The organism is Shewanella sp. GutCb (assembly GCF_002836135.1).
Taxonomy (GTDB): Bacteria; Pseudomonadota; Gammaproteobacteria; order Enterobacterales; family Shewanellaceae; genus Shewanella.
Map to the genome: position 1 here is coordinate 188192 of NZ_PJBL01000026.1, position 15718 is coordinate 203909.

11 protein-coding genes are annotated in these 15718 nt (G+C 42.8%); 8 read left to right on the forward strand and 3 right to left on the reverse strand.

Features of this window, described 5'->3' with window-relative positions; translation table 11 throughout:
• Positions 1-9 precede the first annotated feature (9 nt).
• On the reverse strand, positions 10-507 hold the full coding sequence (locus CXF86_RS16235; RefSeq protein WP_102039508.1) for a putative 4-hydroxy-4-methyl-2-oxoglutarate aldolase: 498 nt from the start codon (positions 505-507) through the stop codon (positions 10-12).
• A 188-nt stretch (positions 508-695) separates the two neighbouring features.
• On the opposite strand from CXF86_RS16235, the gene CXF86_RS16240 reads away from it, so the two are divergent.
• Positions 696-1013 (forward strand): hypothetical protein, encoded by a 318-nt coding sequence (locus CXF86_RS16240; protein ID WP_101090980.1) that lies wholly within the window; start codon positions 696-698, stop codon positions 1011-1013.
• A 338-nt stretch (positions 1014-1351) separates the two neighbouring features.
• Here the strand turns inward: CXF86_RS16240 and msrQ are convergent, their stop codons facing one another.
• On the reverse strand, positions 1352-2011 hold the full coding sequence (msrQ, locus tag CXF86_RS16245; protein WP_101090981.1) for a protein-methionine-sulfoxide reductase heme-binding subunit MsrQ: 660 nt from the start codon (positions 2009-2011) through the stop codon (positions 1352-1354).
• A gap of 12 nt (positions 2012-2023) precedes the next feature.
• Positions 2024-3046: a protein-methionine-sulfoxide reductase catalytic subunit MsrP gene (msrP, locus tag CXF86_RS16250; protein ID WP_101090982.1), complete on the reverse strand. Its 1023-nt coding sequence runs from the start codon at positions 3044-3046 to the stop codon at positions 2024-2026.
• Positions 3047-3260: 214 nt separating this feature from the next.
• Between msrP and rmuC the strand changes: the two genes are divergently transcribed.
• The 7 genes from rmuC (at position 3261) to recC (ending at position 15718) form a co-directional block, all read left to right on the forward strand.
• Positions 3261-4754 (forward strand): DNA recombination protein RmuC, encoded by a 1494-nt coding sequence (rmuC, locus tag CXF86_RS16255; RefSeq protein ID WP_101090983.1) that lies wholly within the window; start codon positions 3261-3263, stop codon positions 4752-4754.
• 49 nt (positions 4755-4803) lie between these two features.
• Entirely contained in the window at positions 4804-6735 is a 1932-nt protein-coding gene (locus CXF86_RS16260) for a transglycosylase SLT domain-containing protein (protein WP_101090984.1), read from the forward strand.
• A gap of 320 nt (positions 6736-7055) precedes the next feature.
• Positions 7056-7790: an EAL domain-containing protein gene (locus tag CXF86_RS16265; protein WP_102039532.1), complete on the forward strand. Its 735-nt coding sequence runs from the start codon at positions 7056-7058 to the stop codon at positions 7788-7790.
• 165 nt (positions 7791-7955) lie between these two features.
• Entirely contained in the window at positions 7956-8864 is a 909-nt protein-coding gene (locus CXF86_RS16270; protein WP_102039509.1) for an AAA family ATPase, read from the forward strand.
• A gap of 20 nt (positions 8865-8884) precedes the next feature.
• The gene (locus CXF86_RS16275) at positions 8885-9880 is read left to right on the forward strand and encodes a DUF58 domain-containing protein (RefSeq protein ID WP_101090986.1); all 996 of its coding nucleotides are present in this window, start codon (positions 8885-8887) and stop codon (positions 9878-9880) included.
• Between the two features lie 61 nt (positions 9881-9941).
• Positions 9942-11981: a transglutaminase TgpA family protein gene (locus CXF86_RS16280; RefSeq protein WP_257985395.1), complete on the forward strand. Its 2040-nt coding sequence runs from the start codon at positions 9942-9944 to the stop codon at positions 11979-11981.
• 59 nt (positions 11982-12040) lie between these two features.
• Entirely contained in the window at positions 12041-15718 is a 3678-nt protein-coding gene (gene recC / locus CXF86_RS16285; protein WP_102039511.1) for an exodeoxyribonuclease V subunit gamma, read from the forward strand.

Below are 15718 nucleotides of genomic sequence, written 5' to 3' on the forward strand. Positions count from 1 at the left end.
AAGCGATTACTATAAATTTAGCACGGATAAATCTAAAGCATGATGAGATATTGCGATCCCGTTCAGATCAGCATATACAAATGAGTGTGGAGAAATAATGACACCGTATATTTCTACCGCGATATTAATCTCCCCAAGCCCTTTCTTAACTGTTTTAATTGGGTTAGCCCCAATTGCTTGTATGCCAATATCCATAGTCTTAAGCGCAGCCACATCTCGAACGCAGCCAAAAATAACAATACCTTGCCAACCATTTTCTTCGGCACTTTTTGCGATCATATCGCCTAGCAATGCACTGTCGGTTATTCCTTGCCCATCGACAACAAGCACCTTACCTTTACCATTTTTCGATAACACTTCTTTTACTAATGAGTTATCTTTAAAGCATTTAACGGTTACAACTTCACCCCAGAAACAATCTTGTTTACCAAAAGACTTAAACATGGGGGGAAGCAGTGACAAACGTTCAGCATATGAATCAAATAAATCAGGTAATAGATCTTGCATCAGCGGTTCCTTGCTTTAAAAGCGTTAACTCATATTAACTAGACTGACAGGTCATTAAGCTAAACCCAAGTAAATAGTTGTCCTTTTATACTAAAAATGACGTTTTTCCTTTTACAGATATAGATTACAAACTATAATCTATATCAATGTCTACTTTTAGACGCGAATCTTGTTAACCTCGGACTCCTATGAAAGAAAATCTTGATTTAGAAAATGCCATCGCAGCTTTAGACCAATACGGTTATGATAAAAAAACCAGCAGCGACCTTGAGCAAGCTCGTAATAAGCCACAAATGCTAAAATATATTGATTCGCTTGATTTTAACTTACGACGTTTACTTATTTTACAAGAGGCTGTGAGTGAACTTGTTGATAATGAAAAAAGATTACTTGCTCAGCAAGAAAGCATTCAAACATATAAAACAAAAATAATTAATCTTTCTCGTCAATTCAATATCTCTTACGATGACGTCATCCAAATCATGAGACAACAAGAAAGCGCATAAAAATAATCCGTGTGATTTTCCACTCCTTAATGATTGTGATGTTATAGAAGCACTGCGATATGTATCTCAATCCTCAGTTATTCGTTGAATAAATTGCGCCATTAAACATTCGCAAAACGCCTACGGATGGGCGCCAGCGACACATCGGCTACAAATATCGTTCTTATATGAGATCAATATTCAATAGAACCAGTACTAAGCTACTGCAATAGCCATTTTCGGTGATGATCAACAGCATAATTGATACTGCTTCAAGACATTAATAGCGTTACGTCTTATTCATGCCTATAAAAAAGGCCAGGCATTTATCAATACCCAGCCTCTTTGAACTAGAGATGTTAAGATTCAGGATTTATTACTCTGCCTTTAAACTTACTTTTAACAGATAACTGTTTCCACCAACGTGACTTTTTCAATCTTATTCCTAACAGTAAACCCATTATTATAAAATATAGTATCGGTTCTATAATCTCAGATTTTACCGACCAATAAAAATGTATTGGAATAAGTAAGGCTATTAGGTAAATAGCATTATGCAGCTTTTGCCAGCGTCTCCCCATTTTTCGCATAACGGTTTTAAACGAAGTAAACGCCAGTGCAGTTAGGAGTAAATAAGCTGCTGCTCCCACTAGAATGTAAGGTCGCTTTAGCACTTCTTCAAAAAATAGTCCCCACGCAAACAATAAGTCTAGGCTAAAAAAAGCCAGTATATGCAGGCTTGCGTACGCAAATACATAAAGGCCCACAAGCCGCCTTGTTTGCAATAACATGCCTTGCTTAAACTTTTTGGCAATAGGCGATATCAACAACGTAGCAATCAATGCGTTGAGGGCGCCAACGCCCGTGTAGTGGATGATGTATTGCACTGGGTCGCCGCCAGCCTTATCATTTAATACCAATAACACCAAATAGATAATAGGTAACAATCCGATACAATGCATCAAGCCTTTAAGCCAAAACAGCGAGCGAGCGGTTAATCTAAATTGTTTATTCTTCATCAAACCCTCTCACTAAAAGTTTCTTTTTAGGTCTAGCCCTTCATATAAACCAGATACTAAATCACCATAACCGTTAAAAGGAAGTGTGGGGATCCTTTTCGCTGAAAACAGTCCTCCTTCTGCAATGCGTCGTTCTGACGCTTGTGACCATCGAGGATGATCCACTTCTGGATTCACATTCGCATAAAAACCATATTCACTCGCAGCCAAGAGGTTCCAAGAAGATTTGGGTCTACTATCGGTAACACGAATTCGAACAATAGATTTAATGCTTTTAAAACCATATTTCCAAGGCACAACTAATCTGATTGGCGCTCCGTTTTGTGGCGGCAACGTTTTACCATACAAACCCACAGACATAAACGTAAGGTCGGTCATCGCTTCCGCTAATGTGAGGCCTTCAACATAGGGATAGTTTATTCCACCACCGCTATAACGATTCTTTTGTCCTGGCATTTGTTCAGGGTCATACAGTGTTTCAAACGCGACGTGAGTTGCATTGCTTTTGACACCCGCCTTTTTTAATAGATTGGCCAATGAAAAACCTACCCACGGGATCACCATTGACCATGCCTCAACACATCTAAAGTTGTAGATCCGCTCCTCTAACGGAAACATCTTTAAAATGTCGTCATAATCCAATGTCAAAGGGGTATCAACTTCACCATCAATCACTAACTGCCAAGGATTAACCCTTAAGCCCTGCGCATTTTCGACAGGATCCGTCTTACTGGTACCAAACTCATAGAAATTGTTATGTGATATCACCTTATTTTCAGGTGTCAGCTCACCATAAAGCAGATGATCGTATTCAGTCTGTTTCGCATGTGGCAAGGCTACGCGTGCAAAGGCCGCTTTTTCCTCTTCGCTAGAGAAAAGATCGAACACCCCCGCGTTAGCATGGGAAGAAAGCAAGGCTCCCGCGCCCACAAACCCCATCTGCTTCAAAATACGTCTTCTGTCGTGGTAAACCTCTTCAGGTGTCACATCACAATCTTTAAATTTGTCCCATGCAGCTTTCTTAATTATATTCATTGGCCGCTATCCTCTAGATCCGTCAAATTAAAACACTTAAATAATCAGACCGCGCTATTGTGTAAAAGATTTCGTAACCGTTAAAACATTACATTTCATTAACAGCTGATTACGTCTGCAGCACTCATCTTATACTTGATGTACTTAAGCTTGCAGTGTTTAAAGCAGCATGCCACTCTACGGTTTTCATCAACCATGTTAAGAGCCTTCTCACATGCCTTTAAATATCGCTTTTTCTACTCCTGAGATTATCATCATAATCGCAATCGCGTTTCTTTCTATTTTAATCGGTGCTCTTTTTAACCAACGTAAAACGCGCATTAAATGGGAATACGTTCGTAAACAGCTAACAGATGACATTGAACTGACGAAAGTTGAACTCAATTCAGAGATTTTAGAACTAAAACAGTCGCTACATCAAAAAGATGATCAATTAAGTCATTTGCAAGAAAAATTAGAATATCGCATAGAGCAACTGGGTAAGGCACAAGCACAAGCAGAAAGAGCCCCCGAGCTTGAACAAGCGTTAAGCGATAATCAGCGCAAGCAAATGGAAACCCAATTAGCCCTGTCTAAATCCAATGCTATGCAACAAACCATCACGGCACGCTATGATGCGGAGCAGCAAGCGCTTAACGATAAAATTCAATTACTAGAAGATACAGAAATTAGGCTTAATGCTCAGTTTGAAAATCTAGCCACTAAAATATTTGAAGCAAGAAGCGAGAAACTGCAAACCCAGAACAATCAGCAGCTTGACAGCGTGCTAGCGCCCTTCAAACAACAGCTAGAAGGGTTCAGAGTCCAAGTTCAAACCTCTTATGCCCATGAACAAAACCAGCGCAGCGCTTTGAAACACCAATTAGATTCTTTAACTGAACTCAATCTCAAAATGAGCCAAGACGCTATTAACCTTACCAAAGCGTTAAAGGGCGATAACAAGCAACAGGGTAACTGGGGTGAGGTTATTTTAGAGCGAGTATTACAAGAAAGCGGGCTACGCGAAGGACATGAGTATGACACTCAAGCCGAACTAAAAAACGATGATGGCAAACGCTTTAAGCCCGATGTCATTGTGCACCTGCCTGAGAATAAAGACGTTGTTATCGACGCAAAAATGTCATTGGTTGCTTATGAGCGCTATTTTAACAGTGACGATGATGTAGTGCGCGCTCAAGCTATTAAAGAACACATTGTATCGGTTAGAGCTCATATTAAAGGATTAAGCCACAAGGATTATCAAAAGCTACACGGTTTAACTAGCTTAGATTATGTATTGATGTTTATTCCGCTGGAACCGGCATTTTTACTCGCGTTAGAGCATGATCCAAGTTTAGTTAATTATGCGCTTGATAGTAATATCATGCTGGTGAGTCCTACCAATTTATTAGTGGCACTTAGAACCATCCATAATATTTGGCGTTACGAGTATCAGAATCAAAATGCGCAGTTGATAGCAAAGCAAGCAGGGAAAATTTACGACAAGTTATGTGGGTTCCTAGAAGACATGGAAAAAATCGGTCGCTCTCTGGAGTCTGCTGATAAAAATTATAACAATGCCATGAACAAACTCGCATCCGGTAAAGGTAACGTTATACGTCAAGCTCACCAAATGCAGCTACTCGGAGTCGAAACCAGTAAAAAAGTCGATACCCAGTTGCTGGATAAAGCGCTAAGCTTATCTCAAGATGAAATCATCTCGCAATAAATAGAGAAACATATCTTGCAATAGGGACATTGAAAGAGGATTTAAGCAGATGCACAAGCAATTACGAGGCATTTTATTCGCGGTTATAACGTTCATTTCCTACCCTATTACTGCTGCTCAGGCGTTAACGCCTGAGCAGCAACTTTACCTCGATGCCAAACAAGCACTCGATAAAAAAAAGCTAAATACTTATCAACAATTACGCGATAAATTAGCAGATTACCCTTTAGCTATCTATCTGGATTTTAACAAAAATATCGAATCGATATTAAAACAACCCGGTAGTAAAGCAGCAGAATCTTTCCTCCAATTTGACGGTAGTCCTTTATATAACACTGCTCGTTCTCGATATTTAACCCGCAGTGGCAAACAAAAACGCTGGAATGACTTTCTGGCTGTTAGCCCCGAAAGACCCAATAACATCTCATTGCAATGCTATTTTTATCGTGCCCAATTACAAAAAGGCGACAAGCAGCAAGCCTACAAAGGTGCAGGCGAGCTTTGGCTTTATGGCCGTTCACGTCCAAAAGAGTGTGATCCACTGTTTATGGAGTGGAAAAAAGCAGGTTTTCAGACTCAAGAGATGATTTGGTCAAGAATGCTGCTCAGTTTTAAGCAAGGTCAATACGGCCTATTAAGCTACCTATCTAGAAAAGTCACCAGTAATAAGCAAGCCGCTGAGCGTCTAGTGAATGTCTATAAAGATCCTCGTAGCCTTCGTCACACCTCAAGATTTAGTGGGAAAGCCAAGATAAACGCGACAATTGTAGATTTTGGTCTGCGACGTTTAGCAAAAAAAGATTTAAAGCAAGCGGTTAAGCTATATGCTAAATATCAAAAAGCTGATCGTTTTAGCGATTATAAAGGACGCCAACTTAGCCGTTACCTCGTCCGTAGAGCCTTAATTTACCAGACTGAAGAGCTAAAGAGTTTTGTCGATACTATGTTACCGCTGCTTGATAGTGACGATTTAGTTGAGATGCGATTGCGTTGGGCACTAAGAACAAATGAACGCACTCAATTTGAACAATTTGTCCCTTTGCTCAGTAAAGAAAAACAAAATACCGCTCGCTGGACATATTGGCGCGCAAATATTTTGCTCAATAGTGACAATAAGCAAAACCAACAAAAGGCTCAAAAACTATTATTATCACTAAGCCAACAACGTAATTTTTATGGCTTTTTAGCGGCAAATGCTATTAAGGTCCCCGTTCAGGTACAACATCAACCGACTCTTAGTGTTTTAGCTCGTCAAAGCAAGATTGGTACTGATAAAGGGCTAGCGCGTGTCACGGAACTATTAGCGCTAGACAAACAGTCAGATGCCCGTGCTGAATGGGTTATGTTATTAAATCGATACGATAAAGCCATGCAAAAAGAGTACGCTGTCTATGCTATTTCACAACAATGGCACAGCCTAGGTGTGCAAGCGAGTATCCAAGCTAAATTATGGAACGATATGGATATGCGCTTCCCTTATGCGGCTCAATCTTCATTTACCAATGCCAGTAAAAAGTATCACGTCGATATTGATGAAATACGCGCCATAGCAAGGCGTGAAAGTGCTTATTACCCCAATGCCACCTCAGGTGTCGGCGCAAGAGGTTACATGCAGCTCATGCCAACTACAGCCAAACAGACCGCAAAAAAAGCCAAGCTGAACTACCGCGGTACCCGTAGCCTTTACGATGAGAAACTTAATATTGCCTTGGGCAGTGCCTACTATTCAGGTTTACTTAAACAGTTCGATAATAATAGAGTTCTAGCCACTGCATCCTATAATGCAGGGCCACACCGGATTAAGGGGTGGCTTAAAAAGAGCGACGCGCAGCTCGATGCTGTGAGTTTTATTGAGTCTATCCCGTTCACTGAAACAAGAGAATATGTACAAGCCGTGCTAAGTTATCGAATTATCTATCAAGTAAAGCAAGGTAAAATACCCGAATTACTTTCTAAAGATGAACTCGATTTTGAGTACTAAATCATAAATACTTAGAATGAATCGCAGCTAAGCGGCTTCCATTTAGGGACCGGCATTTAACGACTGTAATTTAAGCACTGACACTTTTGCATGCGCATCAACCTAAGCGTATTACAGTACTCATGAGGGCCCTTACATAGCGTTCTCATCCATCAAAGTGTTGTAAATCAATCCTTGAACAAGCCTATACTTTCTAGTCTAATCACTTATAAGTGTCTATAAATAAGCCACTTAAATATTATTTCCATTCTGTTTACCTCAATACATGATAGTGTTAACAATTATCATTTCACATGGAAGCGCTACGATTGGAAAGTACTATTTTTGAGCTGACGGGCCTACATTTAAGTGCAGAGTTTCAACCTCTGTTAAATCCTCACACCAATGAAATCTACGGTTATGAAGCGCTTTCACGTTTTTATAACCAAGACGGCATACCAATAGCGCCCAATATTGTGTTTGAAGAATTACATGCTCATCATGAGTTACTCAGCAATGTTGAAATGGCGGCGAAATCTTTCCAGTTTAAGCATGCACCTAAAGAGGGTGTGCTCTTCGTTAATATTGACCCTCATGCGGTTGAATTTAATACTCCTGACATGCTGTCTTTACTTAGGCAGAAGCACAATATCTGCGTTGAGATAATTGAGAATACCTGTATAAATGATGCACACCTAGCCACAAGCTTTATCAAACAATTGCTGAAATATGATATTCCCGTCGGTTTAGATGACGTTGGTGCCCCCCACTCCATGCTTTCAATCGATTTAGTAAGCCAAGTTAGCTGCCTGAAATTTGATAAATACTGGCTAGAAACCGCTAAAGATCCTCAGTATCACCATCTCATTACCGCCCTATTAAGTTTTGCAAAAAAAACTAATAAACTCACCGTTCTAGAAGGTATCGAAACTGAGGAACAACTGTTATTTGCCCAGCAGATTGGCGTCGATTTAGTACAAGGATTCCTGTTTAAACCCCTGTTTATTTCAGCGGATAAAAAAGTGTTACTGGCACCCTTGATAGAGTCATCTCAGCAACAGCCGATCATTAGTTAACCCCGAACCGGCATTCTATGGCTAACAAGATTTTAATTAGCCTAGTCCAAATAATAGAGTGGAAAGCAAGAGGGTTTTCCACCATAGTCATGGTGAAGCTTAATTCGCCAGCGAACAATAGCTTCAGCAGTTTATTATTGTCATCTAACTGAGTAAAGGACGCTCATGACTAATGAAAATATCGCTATTCTATTAGCCCAATTAGATCAGGTATTACTCGGTAAAAATCACCAGATAAAACTCGCGTTGTGCTGCATCTTAGCGAGGGGGCACCTATTGATCGAAGATCTACCTGGTATGGGTAAAACCAGCCTATCTCACGCACTAGCGCAAAGTCTTAGCCTCAGTTATCAAAGGATCCAGTTTACCAGTGACATGTTGCCAGCCGATATCCTCGGCGTGACCATTTTCGACAAACAACAAACAAAATTCATCTTTCACCCGGGCCCCATTTTTAAACAGATGATCCTTGCCGATGAAATCAACCGTGCCAGTCCTAAAACACAAAGTTCTTTGCTAGAGGCTATGGCGGAGAAACAGATCACCGTCGATGGTGAAACATACCCTTTACCCGCACCGTTTTTTGTTATTGCAACGCAAAACCCCAGCGATCAATCAGGCACCTTCCCGCTGCCAGAATCTCAGCTTGACCGCTTTATGATGCGCTTATCTATTGGCTATCCCGATCCCAGCTCTGAATTCGCGATGTTAAAGAACCAACAAGATGACAACGCAATAGCGTTACCACAATGCTTAAATGCGATGACTCTGCAAGCATTACAAGAAAACGTCAGTGACGTCAGCGCCTCTGATTCACTGCTAAAGTATATTTTGGCTTTAGTGAATACTTCACGAAACCAAACTGAAGGCATAGGTTTATCACCAAGAGCAAGTAAAGCAATTTTACAAGCCGCTAAAGCCTGGGCCTTAATCAATGGCCGCCAATATGTTGTTCCCGAAGATGTACAAGTTATATTCCCTTATGTTGCCGAGCATAGAATTAGACAAAATGCCCAACAACAAGGCCAGGTGATGTCAGCAGCGATATTGAGCCAAGTAAACCCCATTCTTTAATCACGCTGTTAAAGGGATCTATGATATTAACTTTTACCGCAATTAAACGTCAGATAAAGTTTCGATTAGATAGCTGGTTATCTCGGCGTATACCTGCGGCTAAATCAGTCACCTTAAGCCACAAAAGTATTTTCATACTGCCCACGGGTTTCGGTTTTGCTTGGATTTTTTTGTTTATTATTCTGTTTCTCTTCGGCACCAATTATCAAAACAACCTGGTAATGGGGTTAAGCTTTTTGCTATTAAGCATGTTTAATACTTGTATCATCTACAGTTACCAGAATCTTGCTGGGCTCACCCTTTCCAGTACTCAGTCATCAACTCATTCTTTTGCAGGTCAACCTAGTTACATCCCTATATTGTTGTCATCGAAAAGCAGTGCATTTGAGATCCAACTCAATTTTAATGGCCAACCGTTGGAAATTGCTAACAAAGTGGTTGCTCAATCGCTCCCTAGCCGACTCACCGTGCAGCACCCTTTTCGCGGCTTATTAAGGCCTGGCCGACTAAAAGTCGAATCACGCTACCCTCTAGGACTTTGCCGAGCTTGGTCTCATGTTGATTTAGACATAAAACAGGTTATCTTTGCTAAACCCATAAGCGGGCAAGACACACTTGCCTACAATCTCGGTGCACACGATGATCAATTACAGAGTGGTAAATTCATTGCTGGAATCGATGAATTTAAAGGGCTGAAACAATACGTAAAAGGCGAGTCACTTAAGCAAGTGGCTTGGAAACAATGGGCTCAAGGCCGAGGCATGTTAACTAAAGAGTTTCAGCAACCACAAGGGGCCCCAATGTGGCTAACCTTAGACTTAACCGCCAGCAACCCAGAACTGAGCTTAAGTAAGCTTGCGTGGCAAACCGAACAATTGACGAATAAACAACAAATATTCGGCCTCAAAATTGGTTCCAATACCATCGCCCCTGCGAAAGGTGAACAGCACAGAATAAAAGTGCAAACCCAACTGGCGCTATTTCCTAAAAAATACCCAGTGCATAGCGATGATTAAATTAAGCCGTAATAAAAAAGTAAAATTAACTGCACAGAGGAGTATCTCGAGGCACACACTGATGTGGCTGCTGATCACTAATATCGCCATATTATCGCCTCTGTACCAGCAAGTAACAGTATGGTCATTAGCCATTTGCACTATCTGTATTATTTGGCGAGTCGGTATTTATCTCGGCAAAGTAGCCAAGCCTCCACAGTGGTTGGTGACTACCTTAGCTTTTGCCTCAGCGATGACACTGGCAATGGTGGCCAATAAGATTGGTGTGCTCACTGCCCTTATCAATTTATTAATCTTAGGTTACGCTCTTAAGTACATTGAGATGCGCAATCGAAGAGATGTACAGGTTGTGGTGCTTGCTGGGTATTTTTTAATTGCCTTAACCTTTATTCAGCAACAAAGTCTGTGGTCAACATTGCACTTACTTGTGGTCACCTTCATTAATACCTGCGTGCTAATTAGTCTTTATCACGACGAAAATAATTTTAAACACGCCGCTAAACTCGGCGCCAAAATCCTATTACAAAGTGTTCCGCTAGCGGTCATTCTGTTTGTTATTCTGCCACGCATTCCTCCGCTGTGGATGGTTCCGCCTCAGGGCGGCGCCAAAACAGGCCTGTCTAATACCGTGAGTTTCGCCAATATCACTGAGCTCACTCGCTCTGCAGAATTGGCTTTTAGAGCCACCTTTAGTGACAATGTTTTGCTCCAAAATTCAGCGCTTTACTGGCGAGCTATCGTGATGGAGGATTACGATGGCACCCAGTGGTTACAAAATCCAAGTATTATCGCTGTCGAACGAGGGCTCACAAGCCCTAAAGGCCTTGATACTGCAGTGTTCCAGCGCTTCGCACCCGTCAGCAATAATGTATTTAACACCGCCAAAGCACTCTCCTATTCAGTCATAGCTCAACCAAGTTCACAACATTGGCTGTTTGGTTTAGATCGGGCCACCAGCCAAGATCACGGCATCAATATGTTGGCTGATTTTCGTTTGTACGCCTCCAAGCCGATTGATCAACAAAGGCTCTATAATGTCACCTCTTACCCAAACCAACCGTTAGAACCGAGCCTTTCTCCAGCTTTGAGAGCAGTCAATTTAAGCTTGCCTAACAACAGTAATCCGCGCACCACACGTTTAGCCATGCAGTTTGCAGCTCAATATCCCAAAGAAACCGATCGGCTTGATGCCATGATGCGTTACTTTACCCAGCAGCCTTATTACTACACCCTGCGGCCTCCTGCGGTAGGCAAACAGCAAATCGATAATTTTTTACTGGATAACAAAGCCGGTTTTTGTGTGCATTACGCCAGTGCTTTTGCCTTTATGGCTAGAGCATCCGGTATTCCTGCCAGATTGGTCAGCGGCTATCAAGGCGGCGAATATAACTCGGCTGCAGGTTATTACAGTATTTATCAATATATGGCCCATGCATGGGTTGAGGTATGGCTACCCGCTCGCGGCTGGGTTCGCTTTGATCCCACCGCCATGATCGCTCCCGAAAGAATTGAAGCTGGCTTTGACGCGTTTTTCGAACCACAGGAGAGCTATTTAGCCGACAGTCCTTTCGGTTACATGAGCTACCGCACCAGCGAAATGTTTAACCAGCTGCGAATGCAATTTGCCAGTGTTGATTACTTTTGGAGCGTATGGGTGCTGGGATTTAACACTGACAAACAGCAACGTGTTTTAGAGGAGGTATTAGGTGAAGTCACTCGCATCAAGCTGGCGATGTTTATCATCGTCAGTTTAGGTGTGATAGGGCTATCTATCGCCTATAGCGCAGGATTGATACAATTTCATCGTTCAAAAGACCGACATCTTAATGCCTATTATGCGGTGTGTAAGCTACTTAGAAAGCGAAACTTACCCAGAGACTACAACGAAGGGCCGCTGGATTATAATCAACGAGTTGCAGCAGCCTTCCCCAGTATCGCCAAGGATTTTGACAAGCTGACTCGCTACTACATTGCCATTAAATACCAGAATGTTGGAAAAAAGCCACAAAAGAAGCTTTCTCGATTACTTATCAAACAATCGAGGTGGCTAAAAATCATAATCATCAAACAGAGATTGGCACTTAATAAAACAAACACATAGAATGGATAAATTCGAGAAATGATCCGCTTAACCTAGCGCATTTTTGTCAAAGGAACGTCATGCTATACCTAGTCCAATCCAATCAAATGGAAGCCTTGTCGCAATTACTGGCAGCAGAGCTAACTCAGCCACTGCCAGACACGCCTTTACTGATGCCAGAACACATATTGGTGCAAAGTCCAGGTATGTCGACGTGGTTACGACTAGAGATAGCGCGGCAAAATAGCATTGCTGCCGCACTTGAATTCCCACTACCATCGAGTTTCATTTGGCAACTTTGCCACACCTTGCTTGACGATGTACCTAAGGAAAATGCCTTTACTAAGGCGGCTATGACATGGAAGTTGATGGAGCTACTACCGTCACTTATCGACCAAGATGACTTTACGCCATTAGCTAACTATTTAAATAATGGTAACAATCAAGATAGCGCCATAGATAATAGTGCTGATAGTAGCGTCCAAAGTAATGCAGAGCCCAGTCCACTCAAGCTTTACCAGCTTTGTGGGCAAATCGCGGATATTTTCGACCAATATCTTGTTTACCGTCCCGATTGGATAGCGGCTTGGGAAGCCAATGAACCCACCCTCCCCCCTAAAGGTGACAAGCTCGGTGAAGCTCAAGCATGGCAACCGATATTATGGCGGGCGCTCATTGAATTTAATGCCAATACATTGCAAAAAAGCCAATATCATCGCGCCAATTTACATCAGGCACTATTTGACGCATTAGATGATCCAGAGACCTCAATGGAGACGTTGCCTAGGCGCTTATTTGTCTTTGGGATCTCTTCAATGGCGCCACAAACATTGGATGTACTGCATTATCTCGCCAAGCGTATCGACGTTATCATGCTTAGCCTTAGTCCTTGCCAGCACTATTGGGGCGATATTGTTGACCCAAGACTCAGAGCACGCATGGCGCTGCAATATGCTAACAAAAATAAACTCGATATTGAATGGGAAGATAAACTGGAAGTCGGCAACCCCCTACTTGCCAATAACGGCAAGATGGGCCGAGAACTGTTAGACCTTATGCTGGAATTGCCTGAAGAGCATACTGCATTTAACTTAGACTGTTATCAAGATCCTGGCGTAGACTGCATGCTACATGGCGTACAGCACGATATTTTAGAGCTCAGCACCCGAGGGCAGATCTTAGGTCCTGATGCCTCGCTATATTTGAATTTAGAAGGTAGAAGACTGTTACAGCAAGACGATCATTCCATTACCATCCGCAGCTGCCACAGCCCGCTGCGCGAGGTTGAAACCTTACATGATCATCTGCTGGAAATGTTATCCAACTCAAAAGACGCCAACGGTAAACCACTGGCACCCAAAGATATCGTGATTATGATGCCAGATGTCGCCGCATACGCCCCTTATATCGACGCGGTGTTCAGCGCGAAAAAAGGCGGTCACTACATCCCTTACGCCATTGCGGATCGCGGTGCAGTGCAAGAATCACCGCTCATTGCGAGCTTTTTACACCTGCTCAATATCAATCAAAGTCGTTTCGGACTGACCGATATTCTCGGCATTTTAGAGGTTCCGAGCGTGTTGAGGCGTTTTGAACTAGATGATGATGCTTTAACCATTATCAAGCGGTGGTTAGAACAAGCTGGCGTACGCTGGGGCCGTGACGAAACCAGCCGTGTGGAACATCAGCTACCCGCTTTTGAACAAAATGCATGGTCGCTGGGAATAAAACGCCTTATTTTGGGTTATAGCTTTGCCGATGACGCCCCTCTTTATCAGCAAACACTCGCGGTGAATGGCATTGAAGGACAAACAGCGCAAGCGTTAGGCAAGTTACTCGATTTTATTGAAGCGCTTGATGATGTGCATAGCGCACTCGCCACAAACTGCCATTTAGCCGAGCGTATCGCTCAACTAGAGCAATTATTAACTGCATTCTACCTCGTTGACGATGATGAACAGGTACAGTTGCAAGAAATTCGCGATGCCATCGTTAAACTTGATGAGGAGTTAACCGAATCAGGACACAGTACGCCGCTGCCCATAGAGGTACTGCAAAATTGGTTTAACTGCCGATTATCAGAGTCACGTGTCGGTCAGCGCTACCTTGCTGGCAGTGTCAATTTTTGTACCTTGATGCCAATGCGCTCGATCCCTTTTAAAGTGGTTTGTTTACTCGGTATGAACGACGGGATCTATCCACGAGTTCAGCATCCTGTCGGGTTTGATTTGGTAGCGCAAATGGGACCCCGTAAAGGTGACCGTTCCCGTCGCTTGGACGATAGATACCTTTTCTTAGAAGCCATACTGTCTGCAAGAGAGCAGCTTTACATCAGTTACATTGGTAATAGTGAGCGAGATGATTCCGAGCGGATCCCCTCAATGTTAGTCTCTGAACTGGTCGAATATTGTCAATTAGTCTATCTACCCCAAGCGTTATCATCGATTGAGTTGCACACAGATAACAATGGTGACAATCAAGCAGCGGCCAAACGGGTTGAACAGATAGAACAGGCCATTGAGCAACAGCTGATCTGTAAACAGCCGCTACAACCTTTTGATGAACGCCTCTACCGCGCCAACCAAGACGCAGGTTTGCTTCCCGTGCAACAAAGTTATAGCGCTCAGTGGTGCCCCGTCCCAATGGCCCAAGATAACGCTGTCGATATAGCAACCAGCGCTAACGGCTTTATTAACTTAAGCAGCCCGCTATTAGGTACTACGGAGCCAGTCAGTGATGAGATTGAAGAGATTGAGCTTTCTGCGTTAATTCGATTTTTCCGAAATCCTGCACAGTATTTTTTCAATCGCACCTTAAAAGTAGATTTGGCCATTAATATCCGTGCCGATGATAACGATGAGCCCTTTAGTTTAAACGCATTAGAGCGCTATAAGCTGCAGGCGACGTTAATCAATCATGCCATAGACAATCAAACTGAAACACCCGATGACGTGTTACTTGAACGCTTAAAAGCACAAGGCAATATCCCGCTGAAACCGTTTGATGATTTACTATTGGGACAGTACCTGCACGATATAACGCCGCTCATAGGCCGAAGCTTATATCTAAAAGGTGAGTCTAGTCAGTCTGTTGATATTGCCATTGCATTGAGCCCTAAAACGAATTTAGACGATGGGGCTATCGCCAATGAATTGGCAAGCAGAACCATTAATCTGGTGGGTCGAATCGATGATTTATGTGCCAAAGGTCTGGTCAACTATCGACCCGGCACGGCCAATGGCAGAGATCTAGTGCGGGTGTATTTACGCCACCTTTGCCTGTGCGCGATGCAAGGTAAATCCGATGTGTCACGCTTAAACCTGCCCATTAATAGCTACTTACTTGATATTGGCCATTTTCATGTGTTTGCGCCAATCACCGCCGAGCAAGCAACGAGCCAGTTAGGGCTATGGCTCGGCTACTTTAAGCAAGGTCAACTACAACCGTTAATGTTTATGCCACGCACCGCATTGGCTTATGTTGAAGCCGAGGGCGATCACTTTCAAAAATTACGTGAAGCACAATCGCAATGGCTTGATGAGCAGAGTCAGCTTGGTGAAGGTATGGAACCGCATTTTCAGCGTTTGTATCAATTCCCGGATGATTTTACCGAACAGTGTTTTGGCAACACTGCACACACCTTATTGTCGCCACTGCTTAGCTTATATCACAAGGGTAGGTTAAGTGAGCTAACCACCTATGTAGAAGCTGGGGCCCAAGTCGCTACCTCGCCTACCACTGCTAGCGAAGAAGGATAA